This window comes from Aeromonas sp. sif0611 (genome assembly GCF_019218845.1).
In the GTDB taxonomy this organism is placed as follows: Bacteria; Pseudomonadota; Gammaproteobacteria; order Enterobacterales; family Aeromonadaceae; genus Aeromonas; species Aeromonas media.
The window spans coordinates 685,606-704,541 of record NZ_JAHUWU010000002.1 but is presented as its reverse complement, the minus strand read 5'-3'; the positions used below and the strand labels follow the sequence as shown (position 1 = coordinate 704,541).

Genomic DNA, 18,936 nt, shown 5'->3' with positions numbered 1-18,936 from the left:
ATGGCAGAAGTATCAGTCAAACAACTTGCCACTGACATCGACACGCCGGTTGATCGTCTTCTCCAGCAGTTTGTCGATGCCGGTATCAGCAAGAGCAAGGCCGACGACCTCGTCAGCGAGTCTGAGAAACAGACTCTGCTGGCTCACTTGAAAAAACAGCATGGAGGTGACGAGATCACCGCACCAGCCCGCATGACATTGCAGCGCAAGACCAAGAGCACCATCAGTGTTCAAGGAACTGGCGGCAAGAACAAGGAAGTGCAGGTTGAAGTGCGCAAGACTCGCACCTATGTAAAACGCTCGGCGCTGGAAGATGAACAGCGTCAGGCGGAAGCCGAGGAAAAAGCGCGTTTGGAAGCAGAAGAAAAAGCTCGTCACGAGGCCGAGAACAAGGCTCGTCTCGATGCTGAAGAGAAGGCTCGCCGTGAGGCTGAGCAGGCTCGTCGTGAAGCTGAGGAAAAGGCGCGGATCGAGGCACAATCAAAGGCTCGACAGGCTCCACAGCCCGCCAAAGTAGCCGCTAGCACAGCTCAGCAAGAGGCAGAAAAGATGGCCAAGCGCGAAGCAGAAGAACTGAAGCGCCAACAGGAACAAACCGCTTTGCAAAAAGCAGAAGAACTCGCCGCCAAGAAAGCCGAAGAGGCTCGTCTGATGGCGGAACAGAACGGCCCTCGCTGGGCTGAAGAAGAAGCTGCTCGCGCCAAAGAGAGCAGTGATTACCATCTGACCACCAACAAGCATGCGCAAGCAGCAGAAGACGAGTTGGACCGGAAGGAAGAGACCAGTCGTCGCACTGCTGCTGCAGCGGTCAAGGCACCGAAAAAGGCTACTCGCCGCGAAGACGACCGTGACTCCCGCAACCCCCGTGCTCGCAAAGGCAAGCGCGGCAAGGTCGCCATGCCCAACGCCATGAAGCACGGCTTCAACAAGCCGGCTGCCGTGGTGAACCGCGATGTCGTCATCGGCGAGACCATCACTGTGGCCGAGCTGGCCAACAAGATGGCCGTCAAGGGTGTCGAAGTCATCAAGGCGATGATGAAGATGGGCGCCATGGCTACCATCAACCAGGTGATCGATCAGGAGACTGCTCAGCTGGTCGCCGAGGAGATGGGTCACAAGGTATTGCTGCGTCGTGAGAACGAACTGGAAGAGGCGGTACTGTCCGATCGTGACGAGACCTCCGAAGCCAAGCCGCGCGCACCTGTCGTGACCATCATGGGTCACGTCGACCACGGCAAGACCTCGCTGCTTGACTACATCCGCAAGGCCAAGGTTGCCGCTGGCGAAGCCGGTGGTATCACCCAGCACATCGGTGCTTACCACGTCGAAACCGACAGTGGCATGATCACCTTCCTGGATACTCCGGGTCACGCCGCGTTTACCTCCATGCGTGCCCGTGGTGCCAAGTCGACCGATATCGTGGTACTGGTCGTCGCTGCCGATGATGGCGTCATGCCGCAAACCATCGAAGCCATCCAGCACGCCAAGGCGGCAGAAGTGCCCATCGTGGTTGCGGTCAACAAGATCGACAAGCCTGAAGCGGATCCGGATCGCGTCAAGACCGAGCTGGCCCGTTACAACGTCATGTCCGAAGACTGGGGTGGTGACAGCCAGTTCGTGCATGTCTCCGCCAAATCCGGCGAAGGCATCGACGATCTACTGGAAGCCATCCTGATCCAGTCCGAAGTGCTGGAACTGAAAGCGGTCGTCGATGGCATGGCCAGCGGCGTCGTGATCGAGTCCTTCCTGGACAAGGGCCGTGGTCCGGTTGCTACCGTACTGGTACAAGAAGGTACTCTGCGCCAGGGCGACATCGTACTGTGTGGTCTGGAATACGGTCGTATTCGTGCCATGCGTGACGAACTGGGTCGCGAGATCAAGGAAGCGGGCCCGTCCCTGCCGGTGGAAATCCTGGGTCTGTCCGGTGTGCCGTCTGCCGGTGACGAAGCCACTGTTGTACGTGACGAGAAGAAAGCCCGTGAAGTGGCCCTCTATCGTCAGGGCAAGTTCCGCGACGTCAAGCTGGCTCGCCAGCAGAAGGCCAAGCTGGAAAACATGTTCGCCAACATGACCGAGGGCGAAGTGTCCGAAGTGAACGTGGTGATCAAGGCCGACGTACAGGGTTCCGTGCAAGCTATCTGCGATGCACTGGTGCAGCTCTCTACCGACGAAGTCAAGGTCAAGATCGTGGGTTCCGGGGTCGGTGGTATCACCGAAACCGACGCTACCCTGGCAGCTGCTTCCAGCGCCATCCTGGTGGGCTTCAACGTCCGTGCCGACGCTTCTGCGCGCAAGGTCATCGAATCCGAGAGCCTGGATCTGCGTTACTACTCCGTCATCTATGACCTGATCGACGAAGTGAAGCAGGCCATGAGCGGCAAGCTGGCCCCTGAGTATCGTCAGGAGATCATCGGTCTGGCTGAAGTCCGTAGCGTCTTCAAGTCACCGAAGTTCGGCGCCGTTGCCGGCTGTATGGTCACCGAAGGTGTGGTCAAGCGTTCCAACCGTATTCGCGTTCTGCGTGACAACGTGGTTATCTATGAAGGCGAGCTGGAATCCCTGCGTCGCTTCAAGGATGACGTCAACGAAGTCCGCAACGGTTACGAGTGTGGTATCGCGGTCAAGAACTACAACGACGTGCGTGAAGGCGACCAGATCGAAGTTTACGAGACCATTGAAATTCAGCGGACTCTGTAAGCCGAGCGTTAGAACAAATAGGGGGCTGCGGCCCCCTTTTATCGCAGGATAGAATATGGCCAGAGAATTTAGCCGGACCCGTCGGGTCGGGCAGCAGATCCAGCGTGAAATCGCGCTGATCTTGCAGCGCGAGGTGAAAGACCCGCGCATCGGTATGGTGACCGTCTCCGACGTGGAAGTGTCCAAGGACCTCAACTATGCCAAGATTTACGTCACCTTCTTGCAGCTGGAGAATGACGCCGAGCGCATCGCGGAAGGGCTCAAGGGCCTGACCGAGGCGGCCGGTTACATTCGCAGCCTGCTCGGCAGCGCCATGCGTCTGCGGGTGGTGCCGGAGCTGCGTTTCTACTACGACCAGACCCTGGTCGAGGGGATGCGCCTCTCCAACCTGGTGACCAACACTGTGCGTGAAGACAAGCGTCGCATGACCGAAGCTGGTCGTGAAGAAGACGAAGCCGCACCGGATGATACAACTGAGGATAAAGCCTGAGATGTCTCGAAGACGTCGTTTCAAGGGCCGTGACGTACACGGTATCCTGCTGCTGGACAAGCCGACCGGTCTGACCTCCAACGATGTGTTGCAGAAGGTCAAGCGGATCTACAACGCGGCCAAGGCCGGCCACACCGGCGCCCTGGATCCCTTGGCAACCGGCATGTTGCCGATCTGCCTGGGCGAAGCCACCAAGTTCTCCCAGTATCTGCTGGAGGCGGACAAGCGCTATGAGGTGACCGCCAAGCTGGGCGAGCGCACCAACACCAGCGACTCCGACGGCGAGGTGGTCTCCACCCGTCCGGTGAACGTGGCCGTGGGTACCCTGATCGAGGCGCTGGACCAGTTCCGCGGCCCCATCATGCAGGTGCCGTCCATGTACTCCGCTCTCAAGCACAACGGTCGTCCGCTCTACGAGTACGCCCGTGAAGGCATCGAGATCGAGCGGGAAGCCCGTCCCATCACGGTATTCGAGCTCAAACTGCTGAGTTTTGAAGGTGATGAAGTGCGCCTCGAAGTGCACTGCAGCAAGGGCACCTACATTCGCTCCCTGGTGGACGATCTCGGCGAAGTGCTGGGCTGTGGTGCTCACGTCACCCAGCTGCGTCGTACCCAGGTGGCCAGCTATCCCTACGACAGGATGCTGACCCTGGAGCAGCTCGAATGTATCTTCGAGCAGGCCAAGGCCGAGAGCATTCCGCCGCGGGAGCAGCTGGATCCGCTGCTGCTGCCGATGGATACCGCAGTGGCGTCCCTGCCCGAGGTGAACATGTTGACGGCCGTGGCCGCCTATGTGAATCAGGGCCAGGCCGTGCAGGTGGCGGGTGCGCCGCAAAGCGGCCAGGTACGCATGACGGTGGGCCCTGAGCGCGAGTTTATCGGCGTCGGCGAGATCGACGACGAAGGGCGAGTCGCCCCCAAGCGGCTGGTGCGTTATCACGACGATCGCGACGAGGAGTGATCCTCTGGCGGTATCGCCCTGGCTCACCGGCCAGGGCGCGTGCAGCTCGTTCCTCTTTATCGTTGCGAAAAGGGGCGGCTGCGATTATGATACCGCCCTCATTTCACGGCTGAATTAGAGATTGGCTGTGAACCTTTAAACACTCTACTGGAGTAATACCATGTCTCTAAATGCTGAGATCAAAGCTTCCATCGTTGCTGACAACGCTCGTTGCGCCAACGACACCGGTTCCCCCGAAGTGCAGGTTGCCCTGCTGACTGCCCAGATCAACCATCTGCAAGGTCACTTCAAGGAGCACTCCAAGGATCACCACGGTCGTCGCGGTCTGCTGCGCATGGTTTCCCAGCGTCGTAAGCTGCTGGACTACCTGAAGCGTAAAGACGTTCAGCGTTACGCTGCTCTGATCGCCAAGCTGGGTCTGCGTCGTTAATCGACCATCAGATTTCGCGAAAAAGGGGAACCGTGAGGTTCCCCTTTTTTATGGATCATTTTTATCGCGCGGCAAACCGTTGCCTGTCTCACAGAATGCGTGCCACCGCTTACCTTTTGATGCGAATCAAGTATACTTGCACGCGAATTTAAAGCGCCAAATTGTAAAAAGGAAATTCACGTGAATCCTATTGTAAAGTCATTCCAGTACGGTCAACACACCGTCACCCTGGAAACCGGTGTGATGGCCCGTCAAGCCACTGCGGCCGTCATGGTCAGCATGGACGATACCTGCGTATTTGTGACCGTCGTCGGCAAGAAAGAGGCCGATCACGGCCGTGATTTCTTCCCGCTGACCGTCAACTACCAGGAGCGTACCTATGCTGCTGGTCGTATCCCGGGTGGTTTCTTCCGTCGTGAAGGCCGTCCGAGCGAAGGTGAAACCCTCATCTCCCGCCTGATCGACCGCCCTATTCGTCCGCTGTTCCCGGAAGGCTTCCTCAATGAGGTTCAGGTGGTTGCCACCGTCATGTCCGTGAACCCGGCCGTGTCCCCCGACATCGTTGCCATGATCGGTGCCTCTGCTGCCCTGGCCATCTCCGGCATCCCGTTCGGCGGCCCGATTGCTGCTGCCCGCGTGGGTTACATGAACGGTCAGTACGTGCTGAACCCGACCACCACCGAACTGCCCCAGAGTGATCTGGATCTGGTGGTTGCCGGTACTGCCAACGCGGTGCTGATGGTGGAATCCGAAGCGGCCATCCTGTCCGAAGAGGTGATGCTGGGCGCCGTGGTCTATGGCCACGAGCAGATGCAAGTGGTGATCAACGCCATCAACGAATTCGCTGCCGACGTGGGTACCCAGCCGTGGGACTGGACTCCGCCTGCCGTCAATGAAGCGCTGAAAGCCAAGGTTGCCGAGCTGGCCACCGCCGAACTGGGTGAAGCCTACCGCATCACCGAGAAGGCCGTGCGTTACGCCGCCATCGGTGCCATCAAGGGCCGTGTGGTCGAGCAGGTCATCGCCTCCGGCGTGGAAGAAGATGCCAAGAAGATTGGCGAAGAGTTCCACAGCCTGGAAAGCCGCATCGTCCGTGGCCGTGTGGTCCGTGGCGAGCCGCGCATCGATGGTCGCGATCCGGAGATGATCCGCGCCCTGTCCGTCGGCACCGGCATCCTACCCCGTGCTCACGGCTCCGCCCTGTTCACCCGTGGTGAGACTCAGGCCATCGTGGTTGCGACTCTGGGTACCGAGCGTGACGCCCAGAACATTGACGAGCTGTCTGGCCACCGTGCCGACCGCTTCATGCTGCACTACAACTTCCCGCCGTACTGCGTCGGTGAAACCGGCATGATGGGCAGCCCCAAGCGTCGTGAAATCGGTCACGGTCGTCTGGCCAAGCGCGGCGTTGCTGCCGTGATGCCGAGCGCCGCCGAGTTCCCGTACGTGGTGCGCGTGGTGTCTGAAATCACCGAATCCAACGGTTCCTCCTCCATGGCCTCCGTCTGTGGTTCCTCCCTGGCGCTGATGGACGCGGGTGTTCCGATCAAGGCCTCCGTTGCCGGTATCGCCATGGGTCTGGTGAAGGAAGAAGAAGGTTTCGTCGTGCTGTCCGACATCCTGGGTGACGAAGATCACCTGGGCGACATGGACTTCAAGGTGGCCGGTACTACCCAGGGTATCACCGCGCTGCAGATGGACATCAAGATCGAAGGCATCACCAAAGAGATCATGGAGATTGCGCTCAAGCAAGCTCGTGGCGCTCGCCTGCACATCCTGAAGGTCATGGACGAGGCCATCCAGGCTCCCCGTGCCGAAATCTCCGATTTCGCCCCGCGCATCCACACCATCAAGATCAATCCTGAGAAGATCAAGGATGTCATCGGCAAGGGCGGTTCCGTGATCCGCGCCCTGACCGAAGAGACCGGCACCAACATCGAGCTGGATGATGACGGTACTGTCCGCATCTCCGCCGTTGCCAACGAAGCCGCCATGGAAGCCATCCGTCGCATCGAGGCCATCACCGCCGAGATCGAAGTGAACCGCATCTATGAAGGCAAGGTTGTGCGTCTGGCTGATTTCGGCGCCTTCGTCAACATCCTGCCGGGTAAAGACGGTCTGGTACACATCTCCCAGATCACTGATGCCCGCGTGCAGAACGTGGCCGACTTCCTGAAGATCGGTGATGTGGTGAAGGTGAAGGTACTGGAAGTGGACCGTCAAGGCCGCGTGCGTCTCTCCATCAAGGAAGCGAATGCACCGACCGAAACCGCCGCCCCGGTTGCCGACGTGGCCGTTGCCGCCGTCGAAGAGCCGGCTGCCGAATAAGGCTGCCGTACTGTGAAAAAGCCGACCTCAGGGTCGGCTTTTTTTATGCCAGCGAGTCGGCAACATTGTTTCTTATGGAGCCCTCTGTTACAACATTGGGCTCCCCGTGCGACGGGCAACAAGGAGCAGTATGATGTCGTGGGCCCTTATCAGGCAGTTTCCTCCGCTAGTCTGGATCGTCATCCTGGGCACCTTCATGGTGCGCACCACCTTCTTCATGGTATGGCCCTTTCTCTCCATCCTGCTTTACCGCGACTACGGTCTGTCGGCGACGCTGATCGGCCTCATTCTGGGGGCCACGGCGGCACTCTCCACCCTGGTAAGCTTCTATGGTGGCTGGCTGTCGGACAAGTGGGGGAGGCGCAACATACTGCTGTTTGGCTGCCTGGTGTCCGCTCTGAGCGTTGCCCTGCTCGGCCTCTCCCATCAGGTGATCTGGCTGGCGATCGGAGTGATCGGCAGCGGGCTCTCCTATGGGCTCATCGATTCACCGGGCAAGGCGCTGATGGCAGACAGCCTGGCCGAGCCCAAGGCCCGCGAATTGGCACTGCACCTGCGTTACTTCTTGCTCAACCTGGGGGCGGCCATCGGTCCCCTGCTCGGGGTCAGCTACGGCCTGAGTGCACGGCAGGAGACCTTCCTGCTGCTCAGTGTCAGCTATCTGCTGCTCGGCTTCATCTTCCTCGTCGGCTTTCGGCTGGCCGCCTGTCAGCCAGGCCATGCCGCCGGCCCGGGCATGCGCGCCGTGCTGCGGGTGCTCTGGCAGGACAGGGGCTTCCTGCTGCTGACGATGGCCAACATGCTGCTGATGCTGGTCTATGCCCAGTTCGAGTCACCGCTCATCCAGTATCTGACCCGGGCGGGGACTCCTGAGGTGGAGCGCCTCATCGGCTGGCTGGTGAGCACCAATGCGCTGACCATAGTGATCCTGCAGTTCCCGCTGCTGCACCTGACCGCCAACTGGTCTATCAAGCGCCGACTGCAGCTCGGGGTTGCCTTCTTCCTCAGCGCCCAGCTGCAGTTCGCGCTCGGGGATACCGCCATCTGGTGGCACTGGATAGTGGCGGTGATCCTGCTGAGCATCGGCGAGTGCATCCTGTTCCCGCTGCTCAATGTGCTGGTCGATCAGATGGCGCCGGAGCACCTCAAGGGCAGTTACTTCGGGGCGGCCTCCATGTCCGGGCTCGGGATCGCCATCGGCGCCCTGCTGGGGGGCTGGATCCTTGCCCAGTGGAACGGGCAGCTGCTCTATGCATTGATGGCGTTGCTCTGTCTGCTGACCTTCCTGCTCTATGAGTGGGGCGCCCGCATGCCGCGCCCCGAGCTGGCCCGGGCCAACCCGGGTCAGTGAGTACCCTTCTGGGCGACCTGTTTCATCGCCTTCTTGGCGGCATACATGCGCTCGTCCGCCAGCCGGATCAGGCTGTTGCCCTCGTCGAACTGCACCGGCCCGGTTTGCACCAGCCCTATGCTGAGGGTCACATCACCGGTCCGTTCGGCCAGCGTCTTGTTGAGACGGGGCAGGAAGACGTCCCTAGCCTGATCCTCGTTGCAGTTGGGCAGGATCAGGCAGAATTCGTCCCCACCGTAGCGGAAGCAGCTATCTTCCACCCGTGACACCTGGCGAATGCAGTCGCCGACGATGCGCAGGATCTCGTCCCCCCGCTGATGGCCCTGGTTGTCGTTGATCTGCTTGAAGTCATTGATGTCGAGGTAGGCGATGACCACAGGCTCGGAGCGACGCTGGCAGGTGCGCAGGGTGCGGGTGAGGTTCTCCTGCAGGTGGCGCACGCTGAGCAGGCCGGTGAGGGCATCGGTCCGGCTCATCTCCTCCAGTTGCTGGGTGCGTTCGCGTACCTTCTCCTCCAGCGCCTTGGCGTAAAGCTCGGATTTCTCCTTGGAGGACTCGATCTCCGACACCAGGCTGCGGATATAGGTCTCAAACACCAGGGTGATGTCGAACAGGAACAGCTTGTCGAGGGCGGTGAGCATGGTGACCCGCTCCTGTTCGCTGGGGATCTGGGTGAAGATATCCTCGATGAGCAGCCCTTTCAGGGTATTGATGGCGGCCAGGTAGAGCTTGGGTTCCACTCCGATCCGCTTGTGCACCAGCCCGATGCGCAGCCGGTTGTTGACGTATTCCAGGTCATACAGGCCGCTGAACAGGTCGAGAATGTAGCGGCGCTGGGCCGCCCGCAATCGGGTGAGGGTGTCGGCATCCCCAATCAGCAGGGCAATCTCGGTGATCCCGGTCTGCAGGGTGTAGAACTTGTCGACCAGGGCATCGATGTGGGGTTCGATCTTGGTACGATAGCTGGCGAGCAGGATGAAATCCTGCTCATCCAGCAGCAGCAGCTCCTTGCGATGGGCGATTTCGAACTCTGTGATCCGCATCTGCTCCAGCAAAGTCTGTTCTGTTGGGTTCATGGCTGTTTCCCGAGCGAAAATGAAGGCGCACGCATTGTTATATAACTGATAGTGTACACATTAACAGCTGGGGGTTGGTTTTCAAATGGCACAGGGTTGTGACAGATCAACTCTGCGCTCATTTTACCCTGTGCTAGAAGGTGAGCACCTTGTGGGCAGTCAGGGTCCATTGGGCCAGCAGCGGCAGGGTGCCTACCTCTATGCCCTCGATGAGGGGAAGGGCAGTGATGCCCCGCGCGTCCGTGCAGCTCTTGCACAGCCGGATCTGGGTACCCTGTGCCAGCAGGATCTCCAGCATCTGGCGCAGGTTGTAACCCTCGGCGGGGGATTGGCCCGCCAGGGCGGCGCTGACCGCGTCTGACATCAGGAAGAGTTTCAGGTCGATGCCTTCCTGCTCGTTGAGGGCGATCCCCAGGCGCAGGGCATTGAACAGGGTTTCGCTGCCATAGGGGGCACCGTTGGCGATGATGACGATCTGTTGCTTCATGGGACTCTCCGGGTTGAAAGGGGCATTGTAGCGTCGCCAACATGGCGGCGGCATGACCCAGTGCAAACTCTGTCGTAGCCCTTTCCCTGTGCCTTGACCTCGGGGTATGAGTCAGGTTTCATAGGCGGCCATCCAGTATGACAGAGCAAAGAGGTCGTTATGTGGAAGATCGCCGGAATAGGATTATTGCTGTTGGCCGGACAGGCCTATGGCAGTGAAAACGTCGGCTGCAAGGCCAGGCATCAGGCGGTGACTGAGCAGCTTGCCTTCGCCCGGGCGCACGATAACGCGCAGCAGGTGGCGGGTCTGGAGCAGGCCCTGCGCAACATCGAGACCCATTGCACAGATGCCGGGCTCATTAAGGAGCAGCAAGAGAAGGTTGCCAAGCAGAAGCAAGAGGTGGAGGAGCGTCTGGCGGATCTGCAGAGCGCCCGGGTCTCGGGCAAGCCGGACAAGATTGCCAAGAAGCAGGCCAAGCTGGAGGCATCCCAGGCCGAGCTGCTGGAGGCTCAACGCGAGCTTGAGGCGCTGCAGAAGCTGGTCAAACCCTGAGTGGGCGGTAGCGCAATAGAAAAAGCCGGGCATGCCCGGCTTTTTCTATTTCTGGATGACCCGCAGGTCCGGCACTACTGCCTGTGCATCAGCACAAACTTGTCCATCAGCTGCTCTTCGGTCTCCACGTGAGCGGGATCCCAGATGATGCAGTCGATAGGGCAGACGCTGATGCAGGTGGGCTTCTCATAGTGGCCGACGCACTCGGTGCAGCGATCCGGATCTATCTCGTAGATCTTGTCCCCCAGGCTGATGGCCTGGTTCGGACACTCGGGATCGCACATGTCACAGTTGATGCACTTGTCGGTGATGAGCAGCGCCATCTCAGGCCGCCGAGTGGGGCTGACGGGTGTCTTGACGATCGCCCAGGTTGCGCAGCAGTATGCCGTAGTTGACGTCGATCTCCTTGGGGACGGGCACATAGACCACGTGGCCGTTGCCCGGCGCGGTGTCGATAAGCTCGCCCTTGCGGTTTTGCATCTGCTCCAGGTTGAAGCTGACGTTGCCCTGCGGCGTCATCAGCTCCAGGCTGTTGCCCACCAGGAACTTGTTCTTCACTTCCACTTCCACCATGTCGCCCTGGCGACCGGTGATCTCGCCGACGAACTGCTGGGTGTCGGAAACGGAGTAGCCGTAGTCGTAGTTCTGGTACTCGCTGTGGTTGTGACGGCGCAGGAAGCCCTCGGTGTAGCCACGGTGGGCCAGGTTCTCGAGGGTGCCCATCAGGGTCGGATCGAACGGACGACCGGCGACCGCATCGTCGATGGCCTTGCGATAGACCTGGGCGGTACGGGCGCAGTAGTAGAAGGACTTGGTTCGGCCTTCGATCTTCAGGGAGTGCACACCCATCTTGGTTAGACGCTCCACGTGCTCGACGGCGCGCAGGTCCTTGGAGTTCATGATGTAGGTGCCGTGCTCGTCCTCGAACGCGGTCATGTACTCGCCGGGGCGGTTGGACTCTTCCAGCAGCACCAGGGCATCGCTCGGCTTGCCGAGCCCCAGGGTGTTGTCCGGGCGCACGGCGATGGGTTCCTGACGATGGACTATCTGGCCCACGTCATCTTCCTTGCCTTCGTGCACCTTGTACTCCCAGCGGCAGGAGTTGGTGCAGGTGCCCTGGTTGGGGTCGCGCTTGTTGATGTAACCGGAGAGCAGGCAGCGGCCGGAGTAGGCCATGCAGAGGGCGCCGTGGACGAAGACTTCCAGCTCCATCTCGGGCACCTGCATGCGGATCTCTTCGATCTCGTCCAGGGAGAGCTCGCGGGAGAGGATGGCGCGGGTCAGGCCCATCTGATGCCAAAACTTCACCGTGGCCCAGTTGACCGCGTTGGCCTGCACCGAGAGGTGGATGGGCATGTCCGGGAAGGCTTCGCGCATCATCATGATGAGACCGGGGTCTGACATGATGAGCGCATCCGGCTTCATGTCCACCACGGGGCGCATGTCGCGGATGAAGGTCTTGAGCTTGGAGTTGTGGGGCTGGATGTTGGCCACCACATAGAACTGCTTGCCCAGGGCATGGGCCTCGTTGATGCCGAGCTGCAGATTCTCGTGATCGAATTCGTTGTTGCGCACCCGCAGGCTGTAGCGCGGCTGGCCCGCATAGACGGCGTCGGCGCCATAGGCATAGGCGTAACGCATATTCTTGAGGGTCCCGGCGGGGGAGAGCAATTCTGGTCTGAACATGTTGGACTCTTTCTGTCTGATTGCAAATCAGGACGGCGCCACCTGATGGCGCCGTATAGGGTCATCGGCATGGTGCGACCGTACTCGACGCACGGCCACCCGATGAGGTACACCCAGAGCACGAGATGACTCGATACTCCTGATAAAAGGGGTGCGAGATTGTACTCGTGACCGCGCCATCATGCAATTTGGGGCTAGGGGGGCGGACCGGATGCATGTTCATTTTGTGGTCAGATTGGTGGTGCTAGGGTAGCAGGCAGCCGATACGGCCGATTGTTGGGGGGAGAATGGCTCTTTTCCGTGAAAAAGCCCCATCTCCAAGTTGAAATTTTGTCCGGCTCAGGAAAGAATGCGCGCTCGGTTATTGGCCTCGGGCGAGCGTGACTCGTGACAAGGGACAGACCGAGGATGAACCGGCTTCAGGCCAACAGGTACAGGAAACCATACAGGAATTTTATGAATCCCCTTCGCATTGCCGCTTCGGCCCTTTTTTGCACTCTGACCCTGGTCAGCCAGCAGGCCGCCGCCGTTGAATACGCGCTGCCCGCCGCCAACAGTCGCCTGATCGGTGAGAACCAGGAATACGTGGTGCCCGCAGACAACCGTCCGCTGGAGCAGATCGCCGCCGACTTCCAGCTGGGCCTGACCAACATCATGGAAGCGAACCCGGGGGTCGACCCCTATCTGCCGACGCCGGGCAGCAAGCTGACCATTCCGCATCAGCTGATCCTGCCGAATGCGCCGCGCGAGGGGATCGTCATCAACGTGGCCGAGATGCGCCTCTACTACTACCCGAAAGGCAAGAACGTGGTACAGGTATTGCCCATCGGCATCGGCCAGCTGGGGGTCAACACCCCGGAGAACTGGATCACCAAGGTGGAGCGCAAGCGCGCCAACCCGACCTGGACCCCGACCGAGAACATCCGTCGCCGCTACGCCGCTCAGGGCAAGACCCTGCCTGCGGTCTGGCCGGCCGGTCCGGACAACCCCATGGGCCTGCACGCCCTCTACATCGGCAACCTCTATGCCATCCACGGCACCAACGCAACCTTCGGCATCGGTCTGCGGGTGAGCAGCGGTTGCGTGCGTCTGCGCGCCGATGACATCAAGTATCTGTTCGACAACGTGCCGGTCGGTACCCGCGTCCAGTTCGTCAACCAGCCGGTCAAGACCACGGTCGAGCCGGATGGCGGTCGTTACATGGAAGTGCACGAGCCGCTGTCGCGCACCGAGGAGGAGTTCAACTCCACCGCCTCTGTGCCGCTCCCCATGACCCCGGCCACCACCCGCTTCATCGCCCACATGGACAGCGATTCCAACGTGGTCAAGCAGGTACTGGAACAGCGTACCGGCATGCCGACCCGCCTCAACCCGGAAGCCTGATCGCCTCTGCGAGGTGCTTGGTAACAATAACGGCGACCCCAGGGTCGCCGTTATTGTTTGTCATGTTGCTCAAGCAGCGGGCGGGGCATAGAGGGCCAGCCAGTTGCCTTCGGTATCCTCGATAATCACCCGGGAGCCGTGACCGCTGCCGATGGAATGCAGGGGTTCGAGCACCCGCCCGCCGAGCCGGGGGACCAACTGCTCCGCCTCCTGCAACCTGTCACCGAGTGAAAGATAGATGAGGGGACCGGCGCCACCGGGCTGGTGGTATTTGTCCATGGGGCCGAGACAGGCCGCCGCGTTGCTGCCATCGTAGCGCAGCATGGCAAACCGCATCTCCTCCTCCTGTATGGGGGTGACCTGCACATCGAGCAGGGCCGAGTAGAAGTCCATGGCACGATCCAGATCCCGTGTCGGAATGTCGGCCCAGACCAGGGTGTTGTCCATCTTCGTATTCTCCAGCATGTTCCGGCCGATGCGGTCGGTGGCTCTTTGAGGGTAGGAGTGGGCGATGAGGGGCGCCAGAGGTAAAAAAGCGGCGCCTGATGGCGCCGCTTCTGGATGGGGAAGGGAAGTGCTTTTCCCTCTTGATACAGTCACTTGCCTGCGATGTTCAGCCCGCCAAAGCGGATCAGCGGCGCGTAGAAACCCTTGCCATCGTTGTGATGCAGGGTGTCACCGACCGCTTCCAGCTCCCCGAGCAGGCGGTAGAAGTTGCCCGCGACCGTGATGCCGCGCACTGGCTGGATGCGTACACCGTCCCGGCACAGGAATCCTGACGCGCCGAACGAGAAGTCGCCGCTCACCGCATCGGCACCCGAATGCAGACCGTCCAGCTTGACCAGCTCCAGATAGTCGCCGCTCTGCACCTCGCCCTCGCTGTGAGGACCTGTGCCAAATACCAGGTGGCGGGCGGTTACATCGAGGGCGCTGCGGGCACTGCGGGCCGCCGAGCCATTGCTCGCCCCCCCGAAGTGGCGGGCGGTGGTGCTGTTGTGGAGCAGGGTTTTCAGCTCCCCCTCGCCAATCAGCAGCAGATCCGAAGTGGCTGCCCCCTCGCCATCGAACGCCTTGATGTTCATGCCGCCGGGCATATAGGCCCGGCTCTCCAGAGTGAGCCAGCGTGATGCCACGCTTTGCCCCACCTTGCTGCGCCAGGGGTTGATCCCCTGCTGGGCCCACTTGCCCGACAGCGCCCCCTGGAAGCAGCCAAACAGGCTGGCAAAGCAGTTGGTGCTGAAGAGAACGCTGTAGCGACCGCTCGGCACCGCTTCCCCTGGCAGCAGGCCATCGGCCACGGCGTAGATCTGTTCGATAAGAGTCTGGCTATCCAGCTCGTCGAAGCGGCGGCCATACTGCCCTTGCGAGTGCATCGACTGGCGGCCATCCCGCTCCACCAGCGCCGAGGTATAGCAGCCGACGCTGAATTCACTGTGCTGGCAAAGGCTGCCTAGGCTGTTGGCGAGCCAGAGGCGGCTCTCCCCCTCGAAGAAGCTGTTGTAGGGGGCACCGGTCACATCGGGTTGTGCCAGCATATCTGCCTCGAGGCGCAGGGCCAGGGCTATCTTCTCCTCCACCGCCGTGGTGTCGGGCTGGTGGATCTCGGCGCAGTCGGTGGTGATCCGGCTGCCCGCCACCGAGATGCGCTGATCCGCGTCTACCTTGGCGAAGCGGCTGGCATCGAGCGCATCCTGCACCATGGCATCCAGCGCCGGCTCATCCAGGGATTCCGAGTAGGCGATGCCAACCCGGCCATCCTTGATGAGGCGGATGCCGATCTGCTGGCTGCTGGTGACCTTGTATTCACCAAGCTCCCCCTTGTCGGCCTTGAGGGAGAAGGCTTTCTCCTGATTGGCGATGACGTCCGCCTCGGCGCCCAGATCGGCGACCTTGTCCAGCAGGCGGGTGAGCAGGGTGTTCATATCGAGTGTGCTCATCAGGCGTTCCCTCCCACCAGGATATTGTCAACTTTCAAGGCGGGTTGGCCGACAGACGTGGGCACAGAGCCTGAGACGGAGCCGCACATGCCGGCGGCCAGCGCCAGATTGCGCCCCACCATGGAGATCTCTTTCAGCACCTGGGGGCCGGTGCCGATCAGGGTCGCCGATTTGAGGGGCCGGGTTATCTTGCCGTGCTCGATGAGGTAGGCCTCCTGCACGTTGAAGTTGAACTCGCCTGTGCCCGGTTGCACCGAACCGCCTCCCATCTTCTTGGCGTAGATGCCGTGCTCGACGGTGGCCAGCATCTCCTCCAGGCTGTGGTTGCCCGGCTCTATGTAGGTGTTGCGCATGCGCGAGGTGGGGGCGAACTTGTAGGACTCGCGCCTTCCCGAGCCGGTGCGGGCATGGCCAGTCTTGATGGCGCCCATTCTGTCCACCAGGAAGCCGGTGAGCACGCCCTCCTTGATGAGCTGGGTGTGCTGGGTTGACATCCCTTCGTCATCGACGTTGATGGAGCCCCAGGCGTTGCTCTGCAAGCCCTCGTCCACCGCGCTGACAGCTGGATTGGCGATGAGCTGGCCCATCTTGTCGTGGAATACCGAGGCCTTCTTGGCTACCGAGGTGGTCTCCAGCAGGTGGCCGCAGGCCTCGTGGAAGATGACGCCGCCAAAGCCGCTCTCCATGATGACCGGCAAGGTGCCACTCGGGCAGGGGGCTGCCCCCAGTTTCACCAGCGCCTGCCGAGTGGCGGTGAGAGCCAGCTCCCGCGGATCTATGCGATCGGCATGCTCCCAGCCCATCAGGGCACCGGGGGCCTCGTAGCCCACGCTCTGCTCGCCCCCTTCCACCGCTATGGTCTGGGCCATGATGCGGTTGTAGTGGCGGCGATCTGCCACCTGGAGCCCTTCGCTGTTGAAGATCTCCACCTCCTGCTCCCAGCCCAGCACATTGCCGGAGAACTGGCTCACCTTGCTGCTCTCGGCGCGGGCAACGGCATCCATGGCGTGCAGATAGGCAATCTTCTGCTCCAGCTGCTTGTCGGCCGAGAGCGGCAGGGCCACCGGATTGCGGTCTGTGATGGGGATGAAGTCGAAGGCGGTGGCGGTGACCATGGGGTCGCGTCTGTCCTTGGCCGCCAGCAGGCTGACGATGCGTAGCAGCTCCTCGCGGCTGGCCAGATTGGTGTAGCCGTAGAGCACCTTGTGGCCGTAGCACAGGCGCACGCCTATGCCGAAATCGAGGCCACCGCTGATGTTCTCTATCTGGCTGGAGAGCAGGCTGAGCTGGCTGCGGCGCTTGCGCTCCACGAACAGCTCGGCGAAGTCGGCACCCAGCGCCAGGGCGTGATCGAGCACGTCGCGGGCGATGGCGGGGGCCAACAGAGAGAATGAGGTCATAGAATATCCTTTTCTGGTCTGTTTCCTGTTTGCTTCCGACACCCGTTCTGATTGTGTTATGGGATGTCGATTGCATTGTTGCAGACCAGCACAAAAAAGTCGCTATAGCGTCATGCGATGATACCGATTGAGAAAATCGGTGCGATTTATGCGCCCGGCAGCCAGTGTGGCTGGCTGCTGGCAGGGGAGTTCAACGCCGTCTGTTGAGTTCCATCAAGGGTCTCTCAACTCACTGTTCGATGGGGGACCGGGTCTGGTCGTTGACGCTGACTGGCGCCGCCAAGCGGGCAACCCCCACCGCCGGGCTCACAACAGCTCGTGGATCTCATTCAGGATCCGACCGACCCACTGCTCGATACGGGATTCGGTCTGGTCGTACTGGCTGGCGTCATCGAGAGCCAAGCCGACGACAAGATGATGGCCATCGTCGTTTCGTATCCAAGGGATCATCGAACATGCAAGCTACCTGGATCACAACAGCTCGTGGATCTCGCTGAGGATCTGATCGACCCACTGCTCGATGCGGGATTCGGTCTGGTCGTACTGGTTGGCGTCATCGAGGGCCAGACCGACGAAGTGACGGCCATCGTCGATCAGCGCCTTGGAGGCATCGAACTCGTACCCTTCGTTGGGCCAGTAACCCACCAGCCTGACCCCCTTGGGCACCAGCTGATCGTGCAACAGGCCGAGGGCATCCTGATACCACTCGCCATACCCCAACTGATCGCCCATGCCGAACAGGGCGATGATGCGCCCTTCCAGAGGCACATCCTTGATGTCCTCCCAGCGGGATTCCCAGTCTTCCTGCAGCTCGCCGAAGTCCCAGGTGGAGATGCCGAGGATCAGGATGTCGTACTCCTGCATGCGGGCCAGGGGTACGTCCTTGATGTTGTGGAGATCAACCAGCTCGGGGCCAATGAGGGCGCGGATCTTCTCGGCTGCCATCTCGGTGTAGCAGGTGGTGGAGCCGTAAAACAAACCTATCTTCATCGCTCTTCTCTTGATCGCAGTAGGCAAGGGGGTGTCGGGCAACCATGGGGTCGGACCGCCCGAGTGAGGGCGCCAGTCTAGCAGATTGCCCCTCGCGCTTCACCGCCTGGTACGCCCGGAGGGGAGCGCAAGCCCCTGATGTGCGCGCCGGCCTGGCAGGCTACAATGGGCCACCGTTTGCCCAAGACCGACACCCCATGACCAAGCCTGCCCCTGCCGTGCACAACCATCCCCTGATCGAGCCCTTCCTCGATGCCCTCTGGCTGGAGCGGGGGCTGTCCGACAATACGGTCAGCTCTTATCGCACGGATCTGGAAAAGTTTGCCCTCTGGCTCGACGGCCAGGGCGGCTCCCTGCTGCTGGCGGGGATGGACGACATCCAGCACTATCTCGCCTGGCGGGTGGACAACCAGTTCGCGGCGAGCAGCACGGCCCGCTTTCTGTCGGCCCTGCGCCGCTTCTATCAGTATCTCAATCGGGAAAAATTGCGCAGCGACGACCCGACCGTGCTGCTGGAGGGGCCCAAGCTGCCCAAGAAGCTACCCTCGGATCTCAGCGAGGCCGAGGTGGATGCGTTGCTCACGGCGCCGCTGGTGGACGATCCGCTGGAGCTGCGGGACAAGGCGATGCTCGAGTTGCTCTATGCCACCGGGCTGCGGGTCTCCGAACTGGTGGGGCTCACCGCCGAGCATGTCAGCCTGCGCCAGGGGTTGGTGCGGGTGGTGGGCAAGGGCAACAAGGAGCGGCTGGTGCCCATGGGGGAGGAGGCGGTCTACTGGTTGGAGCGCTACTACAGAGAGGCGCGCACCCTGCTGCTGGGGGGCACCAGCTCGGACGTGGTCTTCCCCTCCAAACAGGCCAGGATGATGACCCGCCAGACCTTCTGGCATCGCATCAAGCTCTATGCCCAGCGGGCGGGGATCAGGGGGGAGCTATCCCCCCACACCCTGCGCCACGCCTTCGCCACCCATCTGCTCAACCACGGCGCCGATCTGCGGGTGGTGCAGATGCTGCTGGGGCACGCGGATCTCTCCACCACCCAGATCTACACCCACGTGGCCAACGAGCGGCTCAAGGCGTTGCACGGCGAGCACCATCCCCGGGCCTGAGTCCGTGAGGTGGTCTCTTTGACCCCGTATCCCTGCGCCCGGGCAAAGAAAGGGGGCGA

The 18,936-nt window shown here is 61.2% G+C and carries 17 protein-coding genes and 1 pseudogene; 9 read left to right on the top strand and 9 right to left on the bottom strand.

From position 1 onward, the window contains the following. The 6 genes from infB to KW824_RS08095 all read left to right on the top strand — a co-directional run bounded on the left by infB (position 1) and on the right by KW824_RS08095 (position 8,257). Entirely contained in the window at positions 1–2,697 is a 2,697-nt protein-coding gene (gene infB / locus KW824_RS08120) for a translation initiation factor IF-2 (protein WP_005326640.1), read from the top strand. 55 nt (positions 2,698–2,752) lie between these two features. Further along, a complete protein-coding gene (gene rbfA / locus KW824_RS08115; RefSeq protein ID WP_005326642.1) occupies positions 2,753–3,187 on the top strand; it encodes a 30S ribosome-binding factor RbfA in 435 nt (144 codons plus the stop codon). 1 nt (position 3,188) lies between these two features. Then, on the top strand, positions 3,189–4,148 hold the full coding sequence (gene truB / locus KW824_RS08110) for a tRNA pseudouridine(55) synthase TruB (RefSeq protein WP_042648796.1): 960 nt from the start codon (positions 3,189–3,191) through the stop codon (positions 4,146–4,148). A gap of 160 nt (positions 4,149–4,308) precedes the next feature. Continuing rightward, on the top strand, positions 4,309–4,578 hold the full coding sequence (gene rpsO / locus KW824_RS08105) for a 30S ribosomal protein S15 (protein WP_005326646.1): 270 nt from the start codon (positions 4,309–4,311) through the stop codon (positions 4,576–4,578). 180 nt (positions 4,579–4,758) lie between these two features. Then, the gene (gene pnp / locus KW824_RS08100; protein WP_041205197.1) at positions 4,759–6,906 is read left to right on the top strand and encodes a polyribonucleotide nucleotidyltransferase; all 2,148 of its coding nucleotides are present in this window, start codon (positions 4,759–4,761) and stop codon (positions 6,904–6,906) included. A 133-nt stretch (positions 6,907–7,039) separates the two neighbouring features. Beyond that, on the top strand, positions 7,040–8,257 hold the full coding sequence (locus KW824_RS08095) for an MFS transporter (protein WP_218409493.1): 1,218 nt from the start codon (positions 7,040–7,042) through the stop codon (positions 8,255–8,257). On the opposite strand, the gene KW824_RS08090 is transcribed toward KW824_RS08095, so the two are convergent. Together KW824_RS08090 and KW824_RS08085 are read right to left on the bottom strand one after the other, a co-directional pair. Continuing rightward, positions 8,251–9,333: a protoglobin domain-containing protein gene (locus KW824_RS08090; RefSeq protein ID WP_043129104.1), complete on the bottom strand. Its 1,083-nt coding sequence runs from the start codon at positions 9,331–9,333 to the stop codon at positions 8,251–8,253. The genes KW824_RS08095 and KW824_RS08090 overlap by 7 nt on opposite strands. A 133-nt stretch (positions 9,334–9,466) precedes the next feature. Next, the gene (locus KW824_RS08085) at positions 9,467–9,820 is read right to left on the bottom strand and encodes a DsrE/DsrF/TusD sulfur relay family protein (protein ID WP_218409492.1); all 354 of its coding nucleotides are present in this window, start codon (positions 9,818–9,820) and stop codon (positions 9,467–9,469) included. Between the two features lie 159 nt (positions 9,821–9,979). Between KW824_RS08085 and KW824_RS08080 the strand changes: the two genes are divergently transcribed. Further along, the gene (locus KW824_RS08080) at positions 9,980–10,372 is read left to right on the top strand and encodes a DUF1090 domain-containing protein (protein ID WP_218409491.1); all 393 of its coding nucleotides are present in this window, start codon (positions 9,980–9,982) and stop codon (positions 10,370–10,372) included. A gap of 74 nt (positions 10,373–10,446) precedes the next feature. Here KW824_RS08080 and KW824_RS08075 read toward each other — a convergent pair whose 3' ends face one another. Together KW824_RS08075 and yegQ are read right to left on the bottom strand one after the other, a co-directional pair. Further along, positions 10,447–10,695, bottom strand: a complete 249-nt coding sequence (locus KW824_RS08075) for a YfhL family 4Fe-4S dicluster ferredoxin (protein ID WP_025326072.1) — start codon at positions 10,693–10,695, stop codon at positions 10,447–10,449. A gap of 1 nt (position 10,696) precedes the next feature. Beyond that, complete coding sequence (gene yegQ, locus KW824_RS08070) at positions 10,697–12,058, bottom strand: tRNA 5-hydroxyuridine modification protein YegQ (protein ID WP_041205198.1); 1,362 nt, start codon at positions 12,056–12,058, stop codon at positions 10,697–10,699. A gap of 456 nt (positions 12,059–12,514) precedes the next feature. On the opposite strand from yegQ, the gene KW824_RS08065 reads away from it, so the two are divergent. After that, positions 12,515–13,441 (top strand): L,D-transpeptidase family protein, encoded by a 927-nt coding sequence (locus KW824_RS08065; protein WP_005326662.1) that lies wholly within the window; start codon positions 12,515–12,517, stop codon positions 13,439–13,441. 69 nt (positions 13,442–13,510) lie between these two features. Here the strand turns inward: KW824_RS08065 and KW824_RS08060 are convergent, their stop codons facing one another. The 5 genes and pseudogenes from KW824_RS08060 to fldB form a co-directional block, all read right to left on the bottom strand. Continuing rightward, positions 13,511–13,906, bottom strand: coding sequence for a VOC family protein (locus KW824_RS08060; protein ID WP_005326664.1), 396 nt, complete (start codon positions 13,904–13,906; stop codon positions 13,511–13,513). Between the two features lie 131 nt (positions 13,907–14,037). Continuing rightward, on the bottom strand, positions 14,038–15,378 hold the full coding sequence (locus tag KW824_RS08055) for a TldD/PmbA family protein (RefSeq protein ID WP_218409490.1): 1,341 nt from the start codon (positions 15,376–15,378) through the stop codon (positions 14,038–14,040). Beyond that, on the bottom strand, positions 15,378–16,778 hold the full coding sequence (locus KW824_RS08050; protein WP_218409489.1) for a TldD/PmbA family protein: 1,401 nt from the start codon (positions 16,776–16,778) through the stop codon (positions 15,378–15,380). The genes KW824_RS08055 and KW824_RS08050 overlap by 1 nt, the downstream gene beginning before the upstream one ends. 306 nt (positions 16,779–17,084) lie before the next feature. Then, positions 17,085–17,186: pseudogene (locus KW824_RS08045) on the bottom strand (flavodoxin FldB); the annotation flags it as partial. Between the two features lie 63 nt (positions 17,187–17,249). Next, positions 17,250–17,768 (bottom strand): flavodoxin FldB, encoded by a 519-nt coding sequence (fldB, locus tag KW824_RS08040; protein WP_005326670.1) that lies wholly within the window; start codon positions 17,766–17,768, stop codon positions 17,250–17,252. Between the two features lie 197 nt (positions 17,769–17,965). Here fldB and xerD point away from each other — a divergent pair, with 197 nt between their 5' ends. Beyond that, entirely contained in the window at positions 17,966–18,877 is a 912-nt protein-coding gene (xerD, locus tag KW824_RS08035; RefSeq protein ID WP_182310187.1) for a site-specific tyrosine recombinase XerD, read from the top strand. Positions 18,878–18,936: the final 59 nt, after the last annotated feature.